The sequence below is a fragment of the Streptomyces pseudovenezuelae genome (assembly GCF_001513955.1).
In the GTDB taxonomy this organism is placed as follows: domain Bacteria; phylum Actinomycetota; class Actinomycetes; order Streptomycetales; family Streptomycetaceae; genus Streptomyces; species Streptomyces pseudovenezuelae.
In genome coordinates, this window is record NZ_KQ948144.1 from 464,837 (window position 1) to 487,560 (window position 22,724).

The 22,724-nt window shown below is 71.7% G+C and carries 21 protein-coding genes; 6 read left to right on the forward strand and 15 right to left on the reverse strand.

Annotation, left to right across the window (positions count from 1 at the left end; translation table 11 throughout):
• Positions 1-37 precede the first annotated feature (37 nt).
• Entirely contained in the window at positions 38-1,174 is a 1,137-nt protein-coding gene (locus AQI94_RS01990) for a serine hydrolase domain-containing protein (protein WP_031042513.1), read from the forward strand.
• Positions 1,175-1,262: 88 nt separating this feature from the next.
• Here the strand turns inward: AQI94_RS01990 and AQI94_RS01995 are convergent, their stop codons facing one another.
• Together AQI94_RS01995 and pepN are read right to left on the reverse strand one after the other, a co-directional pair.
• Positions 1,263-2,321, reverse strand: a complete 1,059-nt coding sequence (locus AQI94_RS01995) for a hypothetical protein (protein ID WP_031042515.1) — start codon at positions 2,319-2,321, stop codon at positions 1,263-1,265.
• A 206-nt stretch (positions 2,322-2,527) separates the two neighbouring features.
• Positions 2,528-5,122 (reverse strand): aminopeptidase N, encoded by a 2,595-nt coding sequence (gene pepN / locus AQI94_RS02000; protein ID WP_031042518.1) that lies wholly within the window; start codon positions 5,120-5,122, stop codon positions 2,528-2,530.
• Between the two features lie 137 nt (positions 5,123-5,259).
• Here pepN and AQI94_RS02005 point away from each other — a divergent pair, with 137 nt between their 5' ends.
• The gene (locus tag AQI94_RS02005; RefSeq protein ID WP_031042524.1) at positions 5,260-5,922 is read left to right on the forward strand and encodes a mycothiol-dependent nitroreductase Rv2466c family protein; all 663 of its coding nucleotides are present in this window, start codon (positions 5,260-5,262) and stop codon (positions 5,920-5,922) included.
• A gap of 221 nt (positions 5,923-6,143) precedes the next feature.
• Here the strand turns inward: AQI94_RS02005 and AQI94_RS02015 are convergent, their stop codons facing one another.
• Together AQI94_RS02015 and AQI94_RS02020 are read right to left on the reverse strand one after the other, a co-directional pair.
• Positions 6,144-7,616 carry an FGGY-family carbohydrate kinase gene (locus tag AQI94_RS02015; RefSeq protein WP_051832044.1) on the reverse strand — a complete coding sequence of 491 codons (1,473 nt, stop codon included), beginning with the start codon at positions 7,614-7,616 and terminating at the stop codon, positions 6,144-6,146.
• A 31-nt stretch (positions 7,617-7,647) separates the two neighbouring features.
• Positions 7,648-8,691: a 2-hydroxyacid dehydrogenase gene (locus AQI94_RS02020; protein ID WP_031042532.1), complete on the reverse strand. Its 1,044-nt coding sequence runs from the start codon at positions 8,689-8,691 to the stop codon at positions 7,648-7,650.
• Between the two features lie 97 nt (positions 8,692-8,788).
• Between AQI94_RS02020 and AQI94_RS02025 the strand changes: the two genes are divergently transcribed.
• From AQI94_RS02025 to AQI94_RS02035, 3 genes are all read left to right on the forward strand, one after another.
• Positions 8,789-10,219, forward strand: coding sequence for an FGGY-family carbohydrate kinase (locus tag AQI94_RS02025; protein WP_062229553.1), 1,431 nt, complete (start codon positions 8,789-8,791; stop codon positions 10,217-10,219).
• Positions 10,220-10,505: 286 nt separating this feature from the next.
• Entirely contained in the window at positions 10,506-11,135 is a 630-nt protein-coding gene (locus AQI94_RS02030) for a histidine phosphatase family protein (RefSeq protein WP_062229554.1), read from the forward strand.
• A gap of 12 nt (positions 11,136-11,147) precedes the next feature.
• Complete coding sequence (locus AQI94_RS02035) at positions 11,148-11,924, forward strand: SAM-dependent methyltransferase (RefSeq protein WP_031051177.1); 777 nt, start codon at positions 11,148-11,150, stop codon at positions 11,922-11,924.
• Positions 11,925-12,044: 120 nt separating this feature from the next.
• Here the strand turns inward: AQI94_RS02035 and AQI94_RS02040 are convergent, their stop codons facing one another.
• From AQI94_RS02040 to AQI94_RS46515, 9 genes are all read right to left on the reverse strand, one after another.
• Complete coding sequence (locus AQI94_RS02040) at positions 12,045-12,692, reverse strand: superoxide dismutase (protein WP_031051175.1); 648 nt, start codon at positions 12,690-12,692, stop codon at positions 12,045-12,047.
• Between the two features lie 124 nt (positions 12,693-12,816).
• Positions 12,817-14,202: an amino acid permease gene (locus AQI94_RS02045; protein ID WP_031051173.1), complete on the reverse strand. Its 1,386-nt coding sequence runs from the start codon at positions 14,200-14,202 to the stop codon at positions 12,817-12,819.
• A 112-nt stretch (positions 14,203-14,314) separates the two neighbouring features.
• The gene (locus AQI94_RS02050; RefSeq protein WP_031051172.1) at positions 14,315-15,211 is read right to left on the reverse strand and encodes a TauD/TfdA dioxygenase family protein; all 897 of its coding nucleotides are present in this window, start codon (positions 15,209-15,211) and stop codon (positions 14,315-14,317) included.
• Positions 15,212-15,225: 14 nt separating this feature from the next.
• Positions 15,226-16,560 carry an LLM class flavin-dependent oxidoreductase gene (locus AQI94_RS02055; protein ID WP_031051170.1) on the reverse strand — a complete coding sequence of 445 codons (1,335 nt, stop codon included), beginning with the start codon at positions 16,558-16,560 and terminating at the stop codon, positions 15,226-15,228.
• Positions 16,561-16,725: 165 nt separating this feature from the next.
• Positions 16,726-17,430: an ABC transporter ATP-binding protein gene (locus AQI94_RS02060; RefSeq protein ID WP_031051167.1), complete on the reverse strand. Its 705-nt coding sequence runs from the start codon at positions 17,428-17,430 to the stop codon at positions 16,726-16,728.
• Entirely contained in the window at positions 17,406-18,251 is an 846-nt protein-coding gene (locus tag AQI94_RS02065; RefSeq protein ID WP_062229555.1) for an ABC transporter permease, read from the reverse strand. The genes AQI94_RS02060 and AQI94_RS02065 overlap by 25 nt, the downstream gene beginning before the upstream one ends.
• Positions 18,248-19,315 (reverse strand): ABC transporter substrate-binding protein, encoded by a 1,068-nt coding sequence (locus AQI94_RS02070; protein ID WP_031050994.1) that lies wholly within the window; start codon positions 19,313-19,315, stop codon positions 18,248-18,250. Before AQI94_RS02070 ends, AQI94_RS02065 begins: the two co-directional genes overlap by 4 nt.
• 179 nt (positions 19,316-19,494) lie before the next feature.
• Complete coding sequence (locus AQI94_RS02075) at positions 19,495-20,730, reverse strand: ROK family protein (protein ID WP_031050996.1); 1,236 nt, start codon at positions 20,728-20,730, stop codon at positions 19,495-19,497.
• Between the two features lie 64 nt (positions 20,731-20,794).
• The gene (locus AQI94_RS46515) at positions 20,795-20,881 is read right to left on the reverse strand and encodes a putative leader peptide (protein WP_353963568.1); all 87 of its coding nucleotides are present in this window, start codon (positions 20,879-20,881) and stop codon (positions 20,795-20,797) included.
• Between the two features lie 272 nt (positions 20,882-21,153).
• On the opposite strand from AQI94_RS46515, the gene AQI94_RS02080 reads away from it, so the two are divergent.
• Positions 21,154-21,729: a biotin transporter BioY gene (locus AQI94_RS02080; protein WP_031050998.1), complete on the forward strand. Its 576-nt coding sequence runs from the start codon at positions 21,154-21,156 to the stop codon at positions 21,727-21,729.
• Here AQI94_RS02080 and AQI94_RS43790 read toward each other — a convergent pair.
• The gene (locus AQI94_RS43790; protein ID WP_225890133.1) at positions 21,719-21,865 is read right to left on the reverse strand and encodes a hypothetical protein; all 147 of its coding nucleotides are present in this window, start codon (positions 21,863-21,865) and stop codon (positions 21,719-21,721) included. The genes AQI94_RS02080 and AQI94_RS43790 overlap by 11 nt on opposite strands.
• A 127-nt stretch (positions 21,866-21,992) precedes the next feature.
• Positions 21,993-22,718 carry a hypothetical protein gene (locus AQI94_RS02085; protein WP_031051001.1) on the reverse strand — a complete coding sequence of 242 codons (726 nt, stop codon included), beginning with the start codon at positions 22,716-22,718 and terminating at the stop codon, positions 21,993-21,995.
• Positions 22,719-22,724 lie beyond the last annotated feature (6 nt).

Here is a 22,724-nt window from a genome sequence, read left to right on the forward strand (position 1 = left end):
ATCACGCTCGCCGAGCGTGCCGGAACAGGGGGAAGACATGACCGTACGTACGACGGTGGTGGTCGGGGCGGCTGCCGTGGCACTCACGACCGGCCTCGCCGCCCCCGCGATGGCGGCCGGGTCCGACCGTCACGAGGCCACCCGGCAGGCCGTCCGCGCCGCGGTGGAGGACGGTGTGCCCGGGGTGACGCTCACCGCGAGGGACGGCCGCGGCACCTGGTCGACCACCGCCGGGGTCGGCAACCTGAGGACGCACGCGCCGCGCGCGGCAGACGACCGGTACCGCGTCGGCAGCATCACCAAGACGTTCGTCGCCACCGTGCTGCTCCAACTGGAGGCGGAGGGACGGCTGTCGCTCGACGACACGGTGGACAAGTGGCTGCCCGGCGTGGTGCACGGCAACGGCCACGACGGCAGCCGGATCACCGTCCGGCAGCTCCTCAACCACACCAGCGGGATCTTCAACTACACCGCCGACGAGACCTTCGCACGCACCTACTTCCTCAAGGACGGCTTCTTCGAGCACCGCTACGACACCCAGAGCCCCGAGCAGCTCGTCGCCACCGCCATGGCCCACAAGCCGGACTTCGCGCCCGGCACCTCCTGGAACTACTCCAACACCAACTACGTCGTGGCCGGCATGCTGATCCAGAAGGTCACCGGCCGGACCTACGGCGAGGAGATCCGGCACCGTGTCATCGAGCCGCTGAAACTGACCGCCACCTCGGTCCCGGGCACCCGCGTCACCGTGCCCCGGCCCAGCAGCCGGGCCTACTCCAAGCTCGCGGAGACGGCGACGGGACCGACGTACGACGTCACCCGGCTGAACCCCTCCCTCGCCTCCTCGGCGGGCGAGATGATCTCCGACTCGGCCGATCTGAACCGCTTCTACTCGGCCCTGCTGAAGGGCCGGCTGCTCCCGCCGAAGCAGCTCAAGGAGATGAAGACGACGGTGGCCGTCGAGGGCCTCCCGAACGCCGGATACGGCCTCGCCCTGATGGACCGCGAGCTGAGCTGCGGAGTGCATGTGTGGGGCCACGACGGAGGCATCCACGGCTCCTCCTCCGTGGCCGTGACCACGGCCGACGGCCGGCACTCCCTCGCCTTCAACTTCAACGGCGACTGGTCGGGGAACAGCGACGCGGTGGTCGAGGCGGAGTTCTGCGGCGCGTAGTCACGCCGCGGCCGCACACGACGAGGAGGGGCCCCGGCTCAGTGCCGTGGCCCCTCCTCTCCCCTCCTGGTCCCGCCCCGGTCCGTCACTACCGGGGCAGCACCACGACATAGGCGGCGGGGTCCCGGTCGCCGGAGGCCATCAGGGCCGTACGGACCACCGTCGCCTGCTGCTCCATCGCGTCCCGGAGCTTGCGCGGGGTGATGTGGACGACCGTGATGCCGAGCCGTTCCAGGTGCTCGCGCTTGCGGGCGTACTCCGACCACAGCGCGTCCTCGTCCTGCCGGTGGCCCTGCCGCGGGGCGCGGGTGTCCAGCTCCACCGCGACCGCCTGCTCCGGCCAGTACGCGTCCAGGCCGCCCAGGTGGGGGCCGCCCGGCAGCCTCAGATCGACGTTCCACACCGGGTCGGGGAGGCCGTACTCCTCGACCATGCGGTACAGGCGGTCCTCCGCGATGGCGCGGCCCTCGGCGAGCAGGGAGTCCACCGCGTCCACCACGTGCGGGCGGCTCAGCAGCTTGGCGTTGTTCAACTCCCGGACGACGGCGGCCGGTTCGCAGTGCCCGCCGCGCACCGCCTCGGTCAGCAGCCGGCGCACCGCGCCCGCGTCCGTCAGTTCGGTGACCGCGTCGGCGAGGGCGCGCGGCACCGGGGCGACCGGGAGGCCGGTGACCTGTTCGGCGGCCGGGAGCGCCGAGGTGCGGACGATCCGGGCGCCGCCCGTCGAGCGCAGCCGGCGCATCCTCGGGACCAGGACGTCGATCCGGTCCAGGGAGAGCAGCGGCGGCGTCGAGCTGAAGCCGTGCAGGGTCAGCGCCGCGAGGCCGGTGATCATCGCCTCCGCGTACACCGGCCGGTGCGGCTCCTCCGCTCCCGGCTGCGTCGGCACCCCGGCGCTCTGCTCCCGTGCCGCGTACATGAGCACCGCGTGCAGGCGCTCCTCGCTGGTCGGCGGTCCGGGGTGGAGCAGGAAGACGCCGGGGAGGATCTGCTGCCAGGGGCCGCCGGGCCGGCACTGCTCGGTGGCCTCGGCGACCGAGACGCCGGTCGCACGCAGCCGGCCGGCCGTCACGACACGGCGGTGCACCTCGGACAGATGACGCAGGGGGCGGGGGGAGAGCGGGGGGACCGGGGCGTTGTGGTTCATGCAGCGGAGATTCCCGCCTCCGGACCGCCCGCTAACCGCTGTTACAGGCTCGTCGACAAATGAGGACAAGGCAGTACTAAAGGACGGGTGTTCGGATGCCGAGTAGGGAGCGAAAACCCCTGGTCCATTCGGGTGGGACCAGGGGTTACGGCTGCTGGGGAACGGATTTGGTAACGACTACCGGACGCCCAAGCTCAGGCCAAAGGTCACGCGGTGTTGACGGCGTTGACGGCCCCCGCGTCGCACTCCTGACCCCGCAGCGCCCGCGCCAGATCGTCCCGCCCCTCCAGCACCAGCCTGCGCAGCGCCGGCGCCGCGTCCTCGTGGGCCGCGAGCCAGGCGTCGGCCGCGTCCAGCGTCGCCGGTGAGTCCTGGAGGGAGGGGAACAGCCCCGAGACGATGTTCATCGCGATCTGGATCGAGCGGTCCTGCCAGACCCGCTCGATCACCGCGAAGTACTTCTGCGTGTACGGCTCCAGCATTGCGCGCTGGGAGGGCTGGTCGAAGCCCGCGATCGTCGCCTCGGCCAGGGCGTTGGAGAGCGCGTCGGACTCCACGACCTGCGCCCACGCCTGCGCCTTCACCGCCTCGGACGGCCGGGCGGCCAGGCAGCGCACCTGATGGCGCTTGCCGGACGCGGTGTCGTCACGGGCGAGCTCGGCGGCCAGCGCCTTCTCGTCGGCGACCCCCCACACGGTCAGCGGCTGCAGGAACGCCCACCGCAGCTCCTGGTCGACGTCCAGCCCCTCGATGGCCGACGTGCCGTCCAGCAGGCCCTGCAGCAGGTCGAAGGCGGGCCGGCCCACGGCCGTGCGGGCGAAGAACCGCGCCCACGCCAGCTGCTGCCCGCTGCCCGGCTCGGCGGCGAGCAGCTCCCGCTCGGCGCCCTCGGCGAGCAGCCCCGCGCCCGTCTCCCGCCACTCGGGCGCCACGTAGTGCACGAGGGCCGACTCGGCCCAGGCGTGCAGCATCTGCAGGACGCCGATGTCGGACTCGCGGCCCGAGAAGCGCAGCACGATGTCGATGAACTCCCGGGCCGGCAGCAGCGCGTCCCGCGTCATGTTCCACAGCGCCGACCAGCACAGGGCGCGGGCGAGCGGGTCGGTGAGGCCGCCGAGCCCCGCCTTCAGGGTCTCCAGGGAGCCCGCGTCGAAGCGGGTCTTGCAGTACGTCAGGTCGTCGTCGTTGACCAGCACGAGCTCCGGCGCCTCCGCACCGGCCAACTCCGCCACCACCGTGCGCGGGCCGTCGACGTCCGCCTCGGCGCGCGCGTACCGCTCCAGGGCCCCTTCGGGCGTACGGCGGTACAGCCCCACTGCGACCCGGTGCGGCCGCAGCTCCGGGTGCGACTCGGCGGCCTCCTGCACCACCGCCAGCTCGTCGACCCGCCCCTCGGCGCTCAGCAGCACCTGCGGGGTCAGCGAGTTGACCCCGGCCGTCTGCAGCCAGGACCGCGCCCACGCGCCCATGTCCCGACCGCTGGTCTCCTCCAGCACCGACAGCAGGTCGCCGAGCCGCGTGTTGCCGTACGCGTGCCGCTTGAAGTAGCGCCGGGCGCCCTCCAGGAACGCGTCCTGGCCGACATAGGCGACCAGCTGCTTGAGCACCGAGGCGCCCTTGGCGTACGTGATGCCGTCGAAGTTGAGCTTCGCGTCCTGCAGGTCGCGGATGTCGGCGGTGATCGGGTGCGTGGAGGGCAGCTGGTCGGCGCGGTAGGCCCAGGCCTTGCGGCGGTTGGCGAAGGTGATCCAGGCGTCGGTGAAGCGGGTCGCGCCGACGTTGGCGAAGGTGCCCATGAAGTCCGCGAAGGACTCCTTCAGCCACAGGTCGTCCCACCACACCATGGTGACCAGGTCGCCGAACCACATGTGGGCCATCTCGTGGAGGATGACGTTGGCCCGGGCCTCGTAGGAGGAACGGGTCACCTTGCCGCGGAAGATGTACTCCTCGCGGAAGGTCACCAGGCCCGGGTTCTCCATCGCGCCCAGGTTGTACTCGGGCACGAACGCCTGGTCGTACTTCCCGAAGGGGTACGGGTAGTCGAAGTGCTCGTGGAAGAAGTCCAGGCCCTGCTTGGTGACGAGGAAGACGTCGTCGGAGTCGAAGTGGGGGGCGAGCCCCTTGCGGCACAGGGCGCCGAGGGGGATCTCCAGGCGCGTGCCGTCGTCGAGGACCCGCTCGTAGGAGTCCGTCACGTAGTGGTAGGGACCGGCCACCACACACGTGATGTACGTCGAGATCGGCTTGGTCTCCGCGAACCGCCAGACCCCGTCGCTCTCCGTCCCGGCCCCGTTGCTCCACACCGTCCAGCCCTCCGGCGCCCGCACCTCGAAGCGGAAGGGGGCCTTGAGGTCCGGCTGCTCGAAGTTCGCGAAGACCCGGCGGGAGTCGGCCGGCTCGTACTGCGTGTAGAGGTAGACCTCGCCGTCCTCGGGGTCGACGAAGCGGTGCATGCCCTCGCCGGTGCGGGAGTAGGCGCACGCGGCGTCCACGATCAGTTCGTTCTCGGCGGCCAGGTCCTCCAGGACGATCCGGGAGCCGTCGAAGACCTCGCCCGGGTCCAGGTCCCGGCCGTTCAGCGAGAGAGCCGTGACGCGCGGCGCGATCAGGTCCGCGAAGCTCGTGGCCCCCGGCTCGTTGCACCGGAAGCGGATCGTGGTGACCGACCGGAAGGTGCGCGGACCGTCCCCGGCCTGGTCCCCGACCGCCGAGCGCAGGTCGAGGGACACCTCGTACCCGTCGACGGACAGCAGGGCGGCCCGCTCCCGGGCCTCGTCACGGGACAGATTCTCACCGGGCACGGGCGATGCTCCCTCGGATGGTGTTCAGCATGCGGACAGGCCCGATCCTGCCATGTGCCCCTGACATCGGTCAGCCGGGAATGGGGTGGGCGGCGACCGGTGTTGCGGGGTGAGACGAACACTTCTCTAGGAGACCCATGTCCGAGACCACGAGCGCGTCCGGCAAGACCCCCGTCGACTTCTGGTTCGACCCGCTGTGCCCCTGGGCCTGGATGACCTCCCGCTGGGTCCTGGAGGTCGAGAAGGTCCGGGACATCGAGGTGCGCTGGCACATCATGAGCCTGGCGGTGCTGAACGAGCCGAAGATCGACGAGCTGCCCGAGGAGTACCGCGAGCTCCTCGAGACCAAGGCCTGGCAGCCGATCCGGGTGGTCACCGCGGCCTGGCAGAAGCACGGCTCCGACATCCTCGGCCCGCTGTACACCGCGCTCGGCACCCGGATCCACAACGAGGGCCAGGGCCCGACGCGCGAGGCCGTCGAGGGCGCGCTGGCGGACGTCGGCCTGCCCGCCGACCTGATCGAGTACTTCGACCAGAAGGACTTCGAGTTCGACGCCGAGCTGCGCGCCTCCCACAAGGAGGGCATCGACAAGGTCGGCCAGGACGTCGGCACCCCGGTCATCGCCGTGCCCGGCCCCGACGGCGAGCAGATCGCCTTCTTCGGCCCGGTCGTCACCCCGGCCCCCAAGGGCGAGGAGGCCGCCCGCCTGTGGGACGGCACGGTGGCGGTCGCCTCGGTCCCGGGCTTCTACGAGATCAAGCGCACCCGCACCAAGGGCCCCGACTTCAGCAACCTGTAGTCACTTCTCCGGCTCGGGGAAGGACCCCCCGTCGTTCTGGTCCCCGAGCCGCTGATACCGCAGACACCCTTCACGCGCACACCGGAAGTACGAGCCCAGGCGGGTGTGCCTGGGCTTGTGCTCCCGGACGAACCTCTGCTCCTCGTCGGTGAGAGCCCGAAACTCCTGAAGGCTCCCACCGCAGTTCCGGCACCGCATGAACACCATGTGCCCCAGCCCACTCAGGGGCGCGGGGAACTGCGCGACCAGCCGCCACGAAACCGCAGCTGACGACCGGCCGTCCCCCGAGCCACGTCCAACCGCACCAAATGTTCCTGGAACCCCTTCGCGTAGTACGCGGAACGCCCGGGATCCGGTTCAACGATCATCGTCGGCTCGGTCCAGACCCGGGCATCAAGAGAAACCCCGTACCGCTCGGCCGCCGCCAACACGGCCCCCCGGGCCCCCACCTCCCCCTCGACCACCCTGAGCGGCCGTCCGAGCACATCGGCCAGCAACTGCATCCACGCCGGACTCCGCGTCCCGCCCCCGCACACCGCGAGCGACCCCGTCAGACCGGCCGCCTCCAGACAGTGCCGAGCCGCGTACCCGATCCCCTCGCAGGTCGCCCGGACCAGGTCGGCCCTGGTCGTCTCCAGCGAGACCCCGCTCAGCTCGGCCCGCAGATGCGGCTCCACGAAGGGCGCCCGCTCCCCGGAGGGGGCGAAGTACGGCAGCACGCGCACCCCGTGCGCCCCCGGCGGAGTCGACGCCAGCAGGTCGTTCACCTCCGCATGCGTGACGCCGGTGGTCGACAGCACCCAGTCCAGCGCGGCCGTCCCCACCATCGCAGGCATCGCCCGCAGACGGTGCCCCGGCCGGTCGGTCGAGATGTACAGCCCGGCCGGCTCGCTGCCCAGGTCGAGCTCGGTCGTGGCGACCAGAGCCGCCAGACACGTGCCCACGATCAGCAGCCCGTCCCCGGGCGAGGTCACCCCCGCGCCCAGCGCACAGGCCGGCAGATCGTACGGCCCGTTGGAGAGCCGGGTACCGGACGGCAGTCCCTCGCCCCGCGCCTCCCCCGTGGCGATCGGATCCCCGATCGGCGGGAGCAGCCGCCGGCGACGGGTGAGCCCCAGCAGCTCCACCACCCGGTTGTCGTACGACCGGGTGCGCGGGTCGAGGAAGGGCATGGAGGCGTCCGACACGTCCGTGGTCGCCCGCGCGGCCCCGGTGAGCCGCTGGAAGACCATGTCCTTGCAGTACACGGCGGCCGCGGCGGCGTCCAGGGACTTCGGGTCGTACCGGTCCAGCCAGGCCAGCAGCGGCCCCGGCGAGCCCGGGAACATCGCGCCGCCGGTCCGCCGGAACACCGTCTCGAACGTGCCGTCCGCGAGCCACTGGTCGAGCAGTTCGTGCGCCCGCCCGTCCATCCAGGACAGCGCCGACCGCACCGGCCGCCCTTCCCCGTCGACCAGCCACACCCCGTCGCCCTGACCGGTCAGCCCGGCCAGCTCCACCGGCTCCGGCACCCGCCCGGTCAGCCGGCCGAGGACGTCGACGACGCCGCCGTAGACCTCGTCCATGTCCTGCTCGACGAACCCGTCGCGCAGGGAGAGCTCCACCGGGCGCGACTCGACGGCCAGTTGACGGCCCCCGCTGTCGAAGGCGGCGGCCTTGACGACGGATGTGCCCACATCGATACCGACGTACATACGGATTCCCTCCTACGACCGCCTACGACCGTCACGTCAAGCAGTGCGCCAACGGCTCCCCCCGCGCCCAGCGGCCCACCTCCTCCGCGGCGATCCTCGCCGCCTTCTCGGCCACCGCGCGGCTCGCCCCGCCGAGGTGCGGGGTCAGGACGACCCGGTCGGCCAGGGCATGCAGCCGGGAGTCCGCGGGCAGCGGCTCGTGCTCGTAGGTGTCGAGGGCCGCCGCCGACAGCCGACCGGCTTCGAGGGCGTCGCACAGGGCGCCCTCGTCGATCAGCGGGCCGCGGGCCACGTTCACCACGACCGCGCCCCCGGGCAGCAGGGCCAGCTCGCGGGCGCCGATCAGGCCACGGGTCTCGGCGGTCAGGCGGGCATGCAGGGTGATCACCCGGGAGCGGGTGAGGAGCTGGTCCAGTGAGGACACGCGCAGGCCGTGGATCTCGCCGCGCACATAGGGGTCGTAGACCATCACCTGCGCCCCGAAGGCGCACAGCACGCGGGCGACCCGGCTGCCGACGGCGCCGTAACCGACGAGTCCCACGGGCAGGTCCTCCAGCTCCAGACCGCTGTGCTCGTAGGTGTAGTAGGCCGCGCCGCCCTCCCAACTGCCCTGTCCGGCGAGGAGGTCGTGGGCCTGCGGGATGCGGCGCACGGCGGCCAGCAGCATGCCGACGGTGAACTCGGCGGTGGCGGCGGCGTTGCGGCCGGGCGCGAAGCACACCCGGACGTCACGGGCCTTGGCCGCGTCCAGGTTCACGTTGACCGGGCCGCCCCGGCACACCACGACCAGCCGCAGGCCGTCGGCGGCGTCCAGCACCCGCTCGGTGACCGGGCCCATCTGGGTGACGAGGACCTCCGCGCCGTCCAGCGCCTCGATCAGCTCGTCCTCGGCGTCGCTCGCCTCCGTCACCTCCGAGACGGGCCCGAAGGGTTCCAGCGGCCAGCCGAGCGTCACCTCCTTCGTCTCCGCGGCGATACCGCCCAGCTCGGCCTCGACGGCCCCGGCGATCAGCCCCGGCAGTACGAAGTGGTCGCCGGCCGCCACGACACGTACGGGATCGGTCCTCTGGGTCATCGTCGACCTCCGAGTCGTCGCTTCACTGAGACGATGTTGAGCCGCGAGTCCCGGGTACGCATAGACCCCGTGCGGGTGGGAGGCTCCGATGACAGGGATGACGGACGTGAACGAGACGGTGTGGCTGGGGATCGACCTCGGCACCCAGAGCGTGCGCGCGCTGGCGGTCACGGCCGGTGGAACCGTGCTGGGCCGGGGTTCCGCCCCGCTCGGCGGACGGCGCGAGGGCGGGCGGCACGAGCAGGATCCGGGGGAGTGGTGGGAGGCGGTGCGCACGGCGTCCCGTTCCGCGCTGCTCACCCTGACGGGTGTACGGGTCGGCGGACTCGCGGTGTGCGGGACGTCGGGGACGGTCCTGCTGACGGACCCGCAGGGCCGGCCGACGAGCCCGGCGCTCATGTACGACGACGGACGCGCGGCGGACGAGGCGGCCCGGCTGCGCGCGGCGGGGCTCGCGGTGCAGGACACCTGGGCGCTGCCGAAGGCGCTGTGGCTCGCCGGGGCGCACGGCAAGGGCCGGGTCACCCACCAGCCGGACGTCGTCACCGCACACCTGGTCGGCGGGCCGGTGCCCACCGACTCCAGTCACGCCCTCAAGACGGGCTACGACGTCGAGCGCGGCGCCTGGCCGGATGTCGCCCTGGACCTTCCCGAGGTCGTCCTCCCCGGCACCCGGCTCGGCGAGGTCTGCCCGGCCGCGGCGGAGGCGACCGGCATCCCCGCCGGCACGCCCGTCGTCGCCGGGATGACCGACGGCTGCGCCGCCCAGATCGCCGCGGGCGCCCTGCGGCACGGGTCCTGGAACTCGGTGCTCGGCACCACCCTCGTCCTGAAGGGGGCCGGCCCGGAGCCGGTCCGGGACCCGAGCGGCGTGGTCTACAACCACCGTGCGCCGGGCGGCACCTGGCTGCCCGGCGGGGCGTCCGGTGTGGGTGCGGGCGCGCTTCCGGGCGACGTGGACCCCGCGGCCATGGACGCCCGGGCCGCCGCGTACGAGCCGTCCGGCGCGGTGGCCTACCCGCTGGTGTCACGGGGGGAGCGGTTCCCCTTCCGTGCCCCGGACGCCACCGTCTTCCGTCTCGGTGATCCCGCCGACGACGCCGACGGCTGGGCCGGGCTCCTCCAGGGCGTCGGGTTCGCGGAACGCCTCTGCCTCGACTACCTGCACCATCTGGGCGCCCCGCTGGACGGTCCCCTCACCTTCACCGGCGGCGCGGCCCGCAGCGCGTACTGGAACCAGCTGCGCGTCGACATCCTCGGCCGCCCGGCCCGCGTACCCGAACAGACCGAACCGGCCCTGGGAATGGCCGCGTTGGCGCTGCACGGCACGACCGGCACCCCTCTGGCGGAGGCCGCCGAGCACATGGTCCGCATCCGCACGGTCGTGGAACCCCGCCGCGGCCGCACGGCCCTCTTCGCCGAGCCGTACGCCCGCCTCGTCGACGAACTCACCGCCCGCGGCTGGCTCCCGCCCGACGTGGCGACCCACGCACACGCCCGCCTGGCCGAAGACACGGCAACCTCATGACCGTCCCTACGCCCCATGAGGGACACCCTGGTTGTCCCCCGGCACCGGTCGTGGTCGCCGGGCGTGGTGGCCTGGCTGGGTGCGCGGCGGCTTCAGGGCAGGGCCCGGGCCCCGTGAGGGGCGCCCCGGTCGACGGCGCTTGCGCTGTGCCGCGCCTGGCCGGTTGGCGGTCTCGCCGCCCGGGCGGCGGGTGGTTCGGCCTGGCCCGGGTAGCCGCCACCGTGCCGGTGGCGGGCCCGTGGCCGCCCCTCGACCCCGTCCCGACCCCGACCGAGCGGACCGTTTCATGAGTACGAGCACGACCCTGCTGCTGGCCCGGCACGGGCAGACCATCTGGCATGCCGAGAACCGTTACGCGGGCGTGAGCGACATCGGGCTCACCGACGAGGGCCGGGTCCAGGCGGAGGCGCTCGGGCGGTGGGCCGCCGTGCACCGCCCCGACGCGGTCTGGACGTCCCCCCTCTCGCGGGCGATCGCCACCGCCGACCCGGCCTGCCGTGCCCTCGGCGTCACCCCGCACCGCGAACCCGGGCTCAGGGAGTGCGACTTCGGGGTGGTGGAGGGACGTACGCTCGCGGAGTTCGCCGCGGAGGTGCCCGACGCGGCGGAGGCGTTCCGGGCGGACCCGGTGGCCTTTCCCTTCCCCGGCGCGGAGGATCCGGCCGCGGCCGCCGCCCGGGGCACGGCGGCCCTGCGCCGCGTCGCCGCCGCCCACCCCGGCGAGCGCGTCCTCGTCGTCGCCCACAACACCCTGCTGCGGCTGGCGTTGTGCGCCCTGCTGTCGATCCCGCTGGGGGAGTACCGCAGAGTGTTCCCGCGGTTGCGCAACGCGGCGATCACCGAACTCCGCCTCGACGAGCACGGATCCGCCGCACTTCTCTCTCTCAATGTGCCGTGCGAGCAGGACCGGTCGTAGCACGATAGGACCATGACGGAGATCGACACCTCGGTGCCGCATTCGGCCCGGATCTGGAACTACTGGCTCGGCGGCAAGGACAACTACCCCGTCGACGAAGCGGCCGGCGACGCCTACACGGCCGTCTTCCCGGGCATCGTCACGATCGCCCGCAGCAGCCGCGCCTTTCTCGGCCGCAGCATCAGGTACCTGGTCGAGGAGGCGGGCGTCCGCCAGTTCCTGGACGTCGGCACCGGGCTGCCCACGGTCGACAACACCCACGAGGTCGCCCAGCGCTTCGCCCCCGAATCGAAGATCGTCTACGTCGACAACGACCCGCTGGTCCTCGCCCACGCCCGCGCCCTGCTCACCTCCACCCCGGAGGGCGAGACGGCGTACGAGGACCTGACGCTCTACGAGCCGGAGAAGATCATCGAGGCGGCCTCGCGGACCCTCGACCTGACCCGCCCCACGGCCCTGATCCTCAGCGGCCTCCTCGGCCATGTCGCCGACTACGACCTGGCCCGCGAGCTGGTCGGCCGGCTGCTGGCGGGCCTGCCCTCCGGCAGCTACCTGTGCGTCAACGACGGCTCGCGCGGCACCGACCCGGACTACGAGCAGGCCCAGGACGCCTACAACGAGACCGGCGCGGTGCCCTACTTCCTGCGCCCGGTGGACAAGATCGAGGCGTTCTTCGAGGGCCTGGAGCTGGTGGACCCGGGCGTGGTCTCGGTCCCGCTGTGGCGCCCCGAGGGCGACGCGGCCCCGGCCCCGATCGGCCAGCACGGCGGCGTGGGCCGCAAGCCTTGAGCGCTCGGCCACCGGGGAAGCCCCCGCGAGTCACGTCCTCGCGGGGGCTTCCGTCATTCCGCCCGCCCGCATGAAGGTTGAGAAGACGATCACGAGGCGGGACGCTTCGGCGGGAGCGGCTCAGGGCGCCAACAGCAGGACGTCCGTACGGGACTTGGCGGCCTCGTAGCGCCGGGCCACGTCCTGCCAGTCGACGACGGCCCACATCGCGTCGATGAAGTCGACCTTCTGGTTCCGGTACTGGAGATAGAAGGCGTGCTCCCAGGCGTCGAAGACCAGGAGCGGCGTCGAGCCCTGGCCGACGTTGCCCTGGTGGTCGTAGACCTGCTCCACGATCAGCCGCCCGCTGAGGGGCTCGTACGCGAGGACACCCCAGCCTGAGCCCTGCGTGGTCGCGGCGGCCTTGGTGAGCTGGGCCTTGAACCCGGCGAACGACCCGAAGGACTCGGCGACGGCGTCCGCGAGCTCCCCGACCCCGTCGGCGGCCAGCGGCTCACCGCCGCCGCCCTTCGGGCCGGTCATGTTTTGCCAGTAGATGGAGTGCAGGATGTGCCCGGAGAGGTGGAAGGCCAGGTTCTTCTCCAGCCCGTTCACCGCGCCCCACGACTCCTCGTCCCGCGCCTGTGCCAACTGCTCCAGCGTGTCGTTGGCGCCCTTCACATAGGCCGCGTGGTGCTTGTCGTGGTGCAGCTCGATGATCTCGGGACTGATCACGGGGGCGAGCGCGGAGTAGTCGTACGGCAGGTCGGGCAGCGCGTAGACGGGCATGCGGGGTCCCCTCCGAACCTCTTATTGCAAAGAGCTTGCAACTGCACGCTAGCAACAAAAAGACCCCCGCGGGTGGACCGGGGGGTCTTTTCGTGCGCTGCCGGACGGCTCGCGGGCGGTGGGGTCAGGTCCTGGCGCGGGTCCGCTGGCGGGCATACCCCGCGCCCGCCAGGAGCAGCGTCAGGCCGCCCGTCCAGTACAGCTGCACACGGGTGCCCGGCTCGCGGGCCATCAGGACGAGGATCGCCGCCATGCCGGCCAGGGCGACCCAGGTCAGGTACGGGAAGGCCCACATGCGCACGGTCAGCCGCTCGGCGCCCTCGCGTTCCAGCGCGCGGCGCAGCCGCAGCTGGGAGACGGCGACGAAGGCCCAGACGACCAGGATGACCGCGCCGATCATGTTGAGGAGCCAGGAGAAGACGTCGTCGGGGCGCCAATAGCTGAGGACCACGCAGACGAAGCCGAAGACGCTGGAGGCGAGCACCGCCAGGCGCGGGACCCCGCCGGAGACGCGCCCCAGGATGCCGGGTCCGAGACCCCGCTCGACCAGGGAGTAGGCGATGCGGGAGGAGCCGTAGACATTGGCGTTCATCGCGGAGAGGAGGGCGACCAGGACGACCACGTTCATGAGCTGTCCGGCTCCCGGGATGCCCAGTTCGTCGAGGGCGGCGACGTACGGGCCCTTCGCCACGACCGCCCGCGCGTCCCAGGGGACCAGGGTGACGATGACCGCCATCGAGCCGACGTAGAACAGCGCGATCCGCCACATCGCCGTACGGACCGCGCTCGCCACCCCGCGCACCGGGTCCTCGGACTCGGCGGCCGCGATGGTGACCGTCTCCAGGCCGCCGTACGCGAAGACGGAGGCGAGCAGGCCGACGACCAGGCCCTCGCCGCCGCCCGGGAAGAAGCCCCCTCGGCCGGTGAGGTTCGCGGTGCCCGGAGCGTCCGTGCCGGGCAGGACGCCGGCGATCGCCAGCACTCCGAGGACCAGGAACAGGCCGATCGCGCCCACCTTGAGGGCCGCGAACCAGAACTCGAACTCGCCGAAGTTCTTCACCGCGGCCAGGTTCGTGCCGCAGAAGACCAGCATGAACAGGGCCACCCAGGCCCACTCGGGGGTCCCCGGGAGCCAGCCGGTCACGATCTTCGCGGCACCGATGCCCTCCAGTCCCACGGCCGTGCACAGCAGGATCCAGAAGGACCAGCCGACCGTGAAGCCCGCCCAGGGGCCGAACGCCCGCTCGGCGTGCGCCGAGAAGGAGCCGGAGGAGGGGTGCGCGGCCGACATCTCGCCGAGCATCCGCATCACTAGCATCACGAGGAGGCCGGAGAGCGTGTAGGCGAGGACGATCGAGGGGCCGGCGGCGGCGATCCCCGCGCCGGAGCCGACGAACAGTCCGGCGCCGATCACCCCGCCGAGGGCGATCATCGACAGATGGCGCTGCTTGAGGCCGTGGGTCAGGGAGGCCTCGGACCCTGGCGGTGTCTTGACGGTGGTGCTGGGCATGGGCGGGTTCGTCCAGTGCGTGAGACGGGCAAAAACGCCCACAGTCTGGGCGGTCTCCCCTGGTCAGAGAGGAGACCGCCCACCATGCGGACCCGTCAGGCACCGGCTGTGACTACGCGGCTACGGCCGTGTAGTGCGAGGCGTCGCCCTCGACCGACCAGCTCTCCTTGCCCTCGACGCCGACCGGGACGTCCCCGGCGACGGTCACCCGGTGCAGCCGGCGCGGCAGACCGTCGTAGTTGTCCACGGCGTAGTGCTGGGTGATCCGGTTGTCGAACAGCACCAGCTGGTTCTCCGACCAGCGGTGGCGCAGCACGTTCTCCGGCCGGGTCACGTACGACTGGAACAGGTCGAGTAGCTTGCGGGACTCACCCGTCGACAGCCCCACGATCCGCTGCGCGAACCCGCCGACGAACAGACCCCGTTCGCCGGTCAGCGGGTGGACCCGGACCACCGGGTGGGCCGTGCGGTACGTGATCGACGTGAACTGGGCGCGCCGGGCGGCCTGTTCCTCGTCCAGCGTCTCCTCCGGTACGGCGTAGTCGTAGTCGTTGGTGTGCTCGGCCCACAGGTCGTCGGCGAGGCGCCTGAGGGGCTCCGGCAGATCCCGGTAGGCGGCCGCCGAGTCGGCGATCAGCGTCTCGCCGCCGTACGGCGGAATCGTCAGGCTGCGCAGGGTGCTGGCCTGGGGCGGGTTGAGGACGAAGGTGACGTCGGTGTGCCAGTGGTTGGCGGCGCGGCCTCCCTCGCTGTCGACGGGCAGGACGTTCGGGGCGCCGTCCACGGCGGGCACGGTCGGGTGGGCGGTGGTGAGCTCACCGAAGTGCCGGGCGAAGGCCTGCTGGCCCTCGTCGTCGAGGTTCACGTCGCTGAAGACCAGCGCCTTGTGGGCGTTGAGGGCGTCGCGCAGAGCCGTGGCCGTCTTCTCGTCGAGCGGCTCGGTGAGGTCGACGCCGAAGACCTGGGCGCCGATGTTCGCGGTGATCTTGCGGATCTCGATACCGGACATGGGAGGGGTCCTTCCTAGACGTAGGCGGGCTGGACGTGCTGGTTGGCGGGGCGCGGGAGGCCGTAGCGCTCCCGCAGGGTCCGGCGTGGGCCGTACTCGGTGCGGAGCAGGCCGCGGGTGCGCAGGATCGGGACGACGTGGTCGACGAAGGCGTCGAGTCCCGAGGGGAGCACCGCGGGCATGATGTTGAAGCCGTCGGCGGCGCCCTGCGTGAACCACGTCTCGATGGCGTCGGCGACCTGCTCGGGTGTGCCGGCGAAGGTGAGATGGCCGCGGCCGCCGCCGAGGCGCCCGATCAGCTGCCGCACGGTGAGCCGGTCACGCCGGGCCAGCTCCACGACGAGCGTGTACCGGCTCTTGGCACCCTCGACGGCCGACTCGGGCGGCAGGTCGGCGGGCAGCTGCCTGTCCAACTCCAGTGTGTCTGCCGGCAGTTGCAGCAACCGCTCCAGGTTGGCCACCCCGTGCCGGTGCACGATGTGGTCCTCCAGCTCCTGTTCCTTCGCGCGCGCCTCGGCCTCGGTGGCGCCGATGACGGGGACGATGCCGGGCAGCACCTTGATGTGCTCGGGGTCCCGGCCGGCGGCCGCCGTGCGGGACTTGAGGTCGGCGTAGAAGGCCCGCGCGTCCTCGATGGTCTGCTGGGCGGTGAACACGGCCTCGGCGTACCGGGACGCGAACTCCTTGCCGTCCGCACTGGAGCCCGCCTGTACGAGCAGCGGGTAACCCTGGGGCGTGCGGGGCACGTTGAGGGCGCCCTCGACGCTGAAGTACGTGCCCCGGTGGCGGGGCGGGTGGACCTTGGTGTCGTCGCCCCAGACGCCGGCCGCCTTGTCGCCGACGATCGCGTCGTCCTCCCAGCTGTCCCAGAGCTTGAGGGCCACGTCGAGGAACTCGGCGGCTCTCGCGTACCGCTCGGCGTGCGCCGGCTCCGCGTCCAGACCGAAGTTGCGGGCTGCCTCCGCGCCGGCCGTGGTGACGATGTTCCAGCCCGCCCGGCCGCCGCTGATGATGTCCAGCGAGGCGAACTTCCGGGCCAGGTTGTAGGGCGAGTTGTAGGACGTGGAGGCGGTCGCGATCAGCCCGATGTGCTCGGTGGCCGTCGCCAGCGCGGTCAGCAGGGTGAGCGGCTCCAGCGCCCCGGCGGGCCGCTGGGCGAGGTTGCTCCACAACTGCGGCCCGTCGGCGAGAAAGAGCGAGTCGAAGGTCCCGCGCTCGGCGATCCGGGCGAGGTGGAGGTAGTGGTCGAGCGACACATGAGCGAAGGGATCGCTCTCGGGCAGCCGCCACGACGCCTCGTGATGACCGGTGTTCATGAGAAAGGCGTTGAGGTGGAGATGACGGGACATGGTGATCCTTTGCCGTGCGGGGCCCTGGTGATGTGTCCGGTGGGCCGTTCTGGGCGGGTGCCGGGTGGCGTATTTCAGCCCGTCCGGCGTCTGAGGACGAGGCCCCTTGGGGCCGATGGGGGTCTGGGGGCGCAGCCCCCAGGGCCGGTCAGCCGACTTCCGCGGTCAGCCGACCTCCGCGGTCACCCCCAGCGCCGCCAGCAACCGCACCCGGTACTCCTCCCGCGAACGCTCACGTTCGATCGTCAGGTCCAGCCCGATCCGCCCGTGCTCCAGCACCAGCACCCGGTCCGCGAGGACCACCGCCTCGTCGACGTCATGCGTCACCAGCAGCACCGACGGCTGATGCCGCTTCCACAACTGCCTCAGCAGCGCGTGCATCCTGATCCGCGTCAACGCGTCCAGTGCCCCGAACGGCTCGTCGGCCAGGAGCAGTTCGGGCTCCCGTACCAACGACCGGGCCAGCGCCGCGCGCTGGGCCTCACCGCCGGACAGCTCGCTCGGCCAGGCCCGCTCACGGCCCTTCAGACCGACCTCCTCAAGAGCCTCCCGCCCCTTCTCCTCGCCGTCCGTCCCCAGCAGGACGTTGTCCAGCACCCGCCGCCACGGCAGCAGCCGCGCGTCCTGGAACACCACGGACACCCGGTCCGGAGCCGTGAGCTGCCCGCTGCCCACCACCTCGTGGTCCAGCCCCGCCACCGCCCGCAGCAGCGTGCTCTTGCCGGAGCCGCTGTGCCCGAGCAGCGCGACGAACTGTCCGGCCGGGATGTCGAGGTCGATGCCGTCGAGGACCGTACGCCCGCCGAACGACCGGGTCAGCCCCCGCAGTCGTACGGCCGGCCGGGTCAGCTGCTCAGTGTGCGGCGCCATGACAGCACCCTCCGTTCGACGAGTCGGACCGCGCTGTCGGAGACCAGGCCGAAGACGCCGTAGACGACGAGACCGACGAGGATCACATCGCTCTGGCCGTAGTTCTGGGCCTGGAACATCAGGTAGCCGAGTCCGCTGGTGGCGTTGATCTGCTCCAGGACGACCAGGCCCAGCCAGGAGCCGGTGACGCCGAGCCGGAGTCCCACGAAGAATCCGGGCAGCGCGCCGGGGATGACGATCTGCCGGACGAAGGCGAACCTCGACAGCCCCTGCACCTCGGCCAGTTCGACGTAGCGGTGGTCGATGCCGGCCAGTGCGGCATGGGTGTTCAGATAGATCGGGATGTAGACGACGATCGCGATGATGGCGACCTTGAAGGACTCCCCGATGCCCAGCCAGAGGATGAACAGCGGGATCAGACCGAGGGTGGGGATCGCCCGGTTGAGGTTCACCGTCCCGTCGATCAGCGCCTCGCCGGCCCGGCTGAGCCCGGCGGCCAGGGCCAGCAGGACCCCCGCGGCCAGACCGATCGCGAATCCGGACGCGGCCCGTCGCAGCGAGGTCAGGATGTCGGTGGGCAGCGTCCCGGCGGTCCACAGATGGACGCCGGTGCGCACCACCGTCCAAGGCGCCGGGACCGCGGCGGGATCGAGGCGTCCCGCGGCGGAGGCGGCGGCCCACAGGGCGAGGAGGAGGACCGGCCCGACGAGCCGGGCCGCGGGCAGGCGACGGCCGGGGGAGAGCCGGCGGCGCCTGCGGACCTGAGACGTGTCCCGGGCGACCGCGGCGGTGGCGGCCACGGTGGTGGTCACTGCGCTCACCTCCGGTACTCCGCGCTCACGGCCCTCGCGGCGATGCCCTCGAAGCGGTGGTCGAACAGCTCGCCCACGTCGAACTTCTTCACGAAGCCGCCCTCCGCCAGCAGATCCGCGGTCTCCTGCTCCCACTTGATCGCCTCGTCCCAACTCGGCGGGAAGAGCGGCTTGTTGGCGAGCGCGGTGACGGCCTTCGCCTGGGCGGGGGTCAGGTTCTGCGTCTTGACGTAGAACTCCTCGTTCCAGATGTCGGGGTTCTCGTACGTCCACACCTGGCCCTTGGCCCAGTACGGGATGTACGCGGCCACCGCTGCGGCCTTCGCGGGGTCGCCCAGCACGGAGGTCGGCGCCCACAGCAGGTTGAGCAGGTCGACCACGTCGGTGGTGATGGCGCGGGCTCCCTTGGCCTCGTACTGCTGGAGGTAGGCGGGCGCCTGGCTGTTGGCGAGCGGGGCCACGTCCACCTGGCCGGACTGCAGGGCCGTGAAGAACTGGTTGCTGGTCAGCGGGACCAGCTTCACCTCGTCGTAGGCGAGCCCGGCCTTCTTCAACGCCCGCAGCAGGACCACTCCTTGGGCCTGCCCCTGCGAGAACGCGAGCTTCTTCCCCCTGAAGTCCTCGACCGTGCGGATGTCGCTGCCGGGCTTGGTGGCGAAGAGGTAGTTCGGCTTACGGGTGATGTTGATCGCGACGATCTTCGCGTCGTATCCCTGGAAATGCGCCTGGATCGGCGGGATTCCCGCGTTGTTGGCGACGTCGAGGGAGCCGGAACGGAAGGCGTTGATGACATCCGGGCCGGCGCTGATATTGGCCCAGCTCGTCACCTTGAACGGAGGATCGCCCAGTCTGCCGAGTTTCAGCTGTAGTTGTTGGGTGCCGGAATATGAGGCGATCTTGAGGCTCGTACCGGCCGGGATCTTGTTGGCGAGCGGGGCGGACAGGTCGTCCTCGCCGGCCGCGGCGGCGCTGCCACCTGCGCAGCCACTGAGGCCGGCGACACCGGCCGCGGCGCCGAGGACCGAGGAGAGGAACAGCCGCCGGTCGATGCCGGACGTGCGGGAATAGGGCATGGGAAGACTCCCTGGATCAGTGCAGGAGAAAGTCACGCAGAAATGCGTTCAAGCAGAGGAAATGAGCGCGTCACGCGGGGCAACGTGTCAGCAACAAAGGGCGCGACAGTACAGGTGCGGGCTCATGAAAGGATGTTCGCGGTCATGGGGAACCCCTGTCAACATTCGGAGTTTCTGAATTAAATAGCCTCAGGTGAAGCGGCCAGCGGATCCCGGTAGAGCACGTCGAGCGCCACCGAACCGCCCGCCACGGCAAGGACGGAGTCCGGGAAACTCGACGGCAGGACCGAGGCCGCACGGTCGTCGCCGACGCCCTCGCGCAGGGCGGCGAGGCAGTCCTCCCGGTGCAGCACGCCGACCTCGGTCACCACGACCGTCTCCGGGTTCAGCACGTCGAGGAGCAGCCGCACCGCCCGCCCCACGGCGCCCGCCCGCTCCACCAGCAGCCGGGCCGCCACCGGGTCGCCCGCGGCCGCCGCCGCGACCACATGCATCGGGTTCACGCCCTCGACGATCCCCGCCCGCCGGGCCCGCCGGCAGAGGGTCCGCTCGCTCAGCTCGGCCTGCAGGCATCCCGTCCGCCCGCAGGCGCAGGGCTCGGTGCCGCCCGGTACCGGGAGATGGGCGATCGCGCCCGCCTGGGAGCGCGGTCCGTGATGCACCTCGTCGTTGGTGGCGAAGGCCGCGTCCACCACGTTTCCGACGAAGAGCTGCAGCACGCTCCGGCTGCCGCGCGCCCGCCCGAACAGCCGCTCCGCGTTGACCAACGCCCGTGCGTGCCCGTCCACATGGACGGGCAGACCGGTCCGGGCGCCGAGCACGTCCCGCACCGGCACCTCGTGCCAGCCCAGCAGGGGGTGCTCGACGACGGTCCCGGAGTCCCGGTCCACCCAGCCGCCGGCCGCGAAGCCGACGCCCAGGCAGCGCAGTCGCGGGGCCCGGGCGAGGAGTGCGGCGAGCGCGTCGGCGGCCCGCGCCAGGACCGCGTGGGCGTCGGCCCCGTCGGCCCTCTCGTTCCTGCCGTCCCTGTCGCCCCTGCCGTCCCTGCCGTGCCGCAGCTCCCGCACGGCCACCACCCGGCCGCGCAGATCGAGCAGCGCCACGGTCGTATAGGGGACGGCCACATGGACCCCGCCCACGACGAACCGTGTTGCGTCGAGGTCCACGGGCACATGGGGGCGGCCCACACCCTGGGAGCGCCGGGGCAGTTCCGACTCCCGGATCAGGCCGAGTTCGGTGAAGCGTGAGCAGTAGTCCGTCACGGACGCCGGGGACAACCCCGTCAGCCGGGCGATGGTGCTGCGCGCCACCGGCCCGTGCTCCAGCACGGACCGCAGGACGACGCTGGCGCTGGTCCGGCGCCGCGACGTGGAAGGGGAAGGGGAAGAGACAGGGGGTGCCACGGAAGGGGGCATGGAGGACCGTCCTCGGGAACGGGGGCCGACACGTCTCGGAGAGCGAGGCGCGCCGGAGCCCGCCTCACACCGGACGGCGACAGACGGCCGTGCCCACGCGTCGCAGATCGACGTGGCGACGCGAGGAGAAGTACCGGGACTGGGCGACCATGTCCCGAAGGGTAGGTCACCAACGGTGAATCCGACCAGCCCACTAGGATTCGTTTGGTGGTTCCCCACAGTGGCGTGAACCCGCGCGCCTGTAGCCGGGGCCACCTCACCTCAGTGACCGGCGTCACGCCGAACCGGGTGTAACCCGCATCCTTTGTCCGGAGCCCACCAAGCCCTCGCTCCCCCCTTTGTCGGGCGCTGACGGTGATCGGCCCGAACGTGCTGGGATAGCGTCACGATGTCCCTCGCCGTTCACACTCTCGCGGAGTCCCCATGAGCACCGCCGTCGCCCCCGTCCGCACCGGCCAGGTCCTCGCCGACCTGATCCCCGCCTCCCGCGTCCGGGACATCGCGCTCGTGGTGGGCGGCGCCGCGCTCACCGGCCTCGCCGCACAGCTCTCCGTGCCCGTGCCGGGCTCCCCGGTGCCGGTGACCGGCCAGACCTTCGCCGCCCTGCTCGTCGGCACGACCCTCGGCGCCCGCCGCGGTGTCGCCTCCCTCGCGCTGTACGCGCTGGCCGGCCTCGCCGGGCTCCCGTGGTTCGCCCAGGGCACCTCCGGGTTCTCCGTCTCCTTCGGTTACATCCTCGGCATGATCCTGGCCTCCGCCGCCGTCGGCGCCCTGGCCCGCCGCGGCGCCGACCGGAACGTGTGGCGGACGGCGGGTGCCATGCTGGTCGGCGAGGCGATCATCTACGCCGTCGGCGTCCCGTACCTCGCCTACGCCGCCGACATGTCGCTGTCCGCCGCCGTCGCGGCCGGCCTCACCCCCTTCCTGCTCGGCGACGCCCTCAAGGCGGCCCTCGCGATGGGCGTGCTGCCCACCGCCTGGAAGCTCGTCAAGCGCTGACACCCCCGCGGAAGAGGCTCGCCGGGTCGTACCGCGACTCCAACTCGGCGAGCATCTCGCGTGTTTCGGCGTCGTACAGCGGCGCGAAGGCCGGGTTCAGCAGCTCGCGCGCCTGCTGACGCCCACCACCGGTCAACAGCCGTACACGGAAACGCCCGCCCAGCGGGTTGAGCGGTACGACACGAGCTGTTCATGCCGGACATGCTGGAGGCGTGACCTGACGGTTTCCGTCGGGTCACGCCTCCACCGGTTTCCGCTCCGGATCAGACGGTGCGCCGCGGCCGTCGCTGCGACCACCACATCCCGGCCACGCCGGCCGCCATCAGCGAGGCGCCCGCGGCCCCGAGCGGCAACAGGTCACGTGCCGGGCCGGTCTTCGGCAGTTCGCTCGGCGTGCCGCCGCCCGGGGACACCGGCTTGTTGTCGGTGCCCAGCAGCAGCGGGGTGGCCGGGGCGTTCGGTGACGGGTTCGTCGTACCGAACGGAACCGGGCCCTGCTGCCAGAACGTCTTCTTCCCGTCGCCGGTCTGCACCGGCAGGCAGATCTTTCCGGTCTTCTTGAGATCGAATGTCGCGTCGACGGCGTACGACTTCGACTTACCGGCCGCGAGATTGTCGATGGAGCAGACGAATCCGCTGTTCGAGCCCTCCGGCAGATCCTTTTCTTCCATCGGAGAGCAACCTTGAACGTTTTTGACCGTAAGGCCGTCGAAACCGACGACCAAGAGCCTGATCTTTCCGCTGTCCTTGCTCCCGTCGTTCTTCACGCCGGCCGTGAGGTCGGTTTTCTGCGAGCTGTTGTCGACGGAGATCTTCTCCGGCAGTGTCGTCGTCAGCTTCACACCGGCCGGTGCCGCGTCAACGGCCTTTCCCCCCTTGCTGCTGGCGGGTCCCTCGTCCGCGCTCGCGGTGAAGCTGAAGATCATCACCGTCGAGAAAGATGCCGCGACCAGCGATCCGGCAATGGTCGTCATACGACGAGAACTCATGTTCGC

Bases quoted from the DNA above. Each gene is read 5' to 3' on its own strand.
- AQI94_RS01990 (WP_031042513.1), top strand. From the start codon at position 38: ATGACCGTACGTACGACGGTGGTGGTCGGGGCGGCTGCCGTGGCACTC.
- AQI94_RS01995 (WP_031042515.1), bottom strand. From the start codon at position 2,321: ATGAACCACAACGCCCCGGTCCCCCCGCTCTCCCCCCGCCCCCTGCGT.
- AQI94_RS02005 (WP_031042524.1), top strand. From the start codon at position 5,260: ATGTCCGAGACCACGAGCGCGTCCGGCAAGACCCCCGTCGACTTCTGG.
- AQI94_RS02015 (WP_051832044.1), bottom strand. From the start codon at position 7,616: ATGTACGTCGGTATCGATGTGGGCACATCCGTCGTCAAGGCCGCCGCC.
- AQI94_RS02020 (WP_031042532.1), bottom strand. From the start codon at position 8,691: ATGACCCAGAGGACCGATCCCGTACGTGTCGTGGCGGCCGGCGACCAC.
- AQI94_RS02025 (WP_062229553.1), top strand. From the start codon at position 8,789: ATGACGGACGTGAACGAGACGGTGTGGCTGGGGATCGACCTCGGCACC.
- AQI94_RS02030 (WP_062229554.1), top strand. From the start codon at position 10,506: ATGAGTACGAGCACGACCCTGCTGCTGGCCCGGCACGGGCAGACCATC.
- AQI94_RS02035 (WP_031051177.1), top strand. From the start codon at position 11,148: ATGACGGAGATCGACACCTCGGTGCCGCATTCGGCCCGGATCTGGAAC.
- AQI94_RS02040 (WP_031051175.1), bottom strand. From the start codon at position 12,692: ATGCCCGTCTACGCGCTGCCCGACCTGCCGTACGACTACTCCGCGCTC.
- AQI94_RS02045 (WP_031051173.1), bottom strand. From the start codon at position 14,202: ATGCCCAGCACCACCGTCAAGACACCGCCAGGGTCCGAGGCCTCCCTG.
- AQI94_RS02050 (WP_031051172.1), bottom strand. From the start codon at position 15,211: ATGTCCGGTATCGAGATCCGCAAGATCACCGCGAACATCGGCGCCCAG.
- AQI94_RS02055 (WP_031051170.1), bottom strand. From the start codon at position 16,560: ATGTCCCGTCATCTCCACCTCAACGCCTTTCTCATGAACACCGGTCAT.
- AQI94_RS02060 (WP_031051167.1), bottom strand. From the start codon at position 17,430: ATGGCGCCGCACACTGAGCAGCTGACCCGGCCGGCCGTACGACTGCGG.
- AQI94_RS02070 (WP_031050994.1), bottom strand. From the start codon at position 19,315: ATGCCCTATTCCCGCACGTCCGGCATCGACCGGCGGCTGTTCCTCTCC.
- AQI94_RS02075 (WP_031050996.1), bottom strand. From the start codon at position 20,730: ATGCCCCCTTCCGTGGCACCCCCTGTCTCTTCCCCTTCCCCTTCCACG.
- AQI94_RS46515 (WP_353963568.1), bottom strand. From the start codon at position 20,881: ATGGTCGCCCAGTCCCGGTACTTCTCCTCGCGTCGCCACGTCGATCTG.
- AQI94_RS02080 (WP_031050998.1), top strand. From the start codon at position 21,154: ATGAGCACCGCCGTCGCCCCCGTCCGCACCGGCCAGGTCCTCGCCGAC.
- AQI94_RS02085 (WP_031051001.1), bottom strand. From the start codon at position 22,718: ATGAGTTCTCGTCGTATGACGACCATTGCCGGATCGCTGGTCGCGGCA.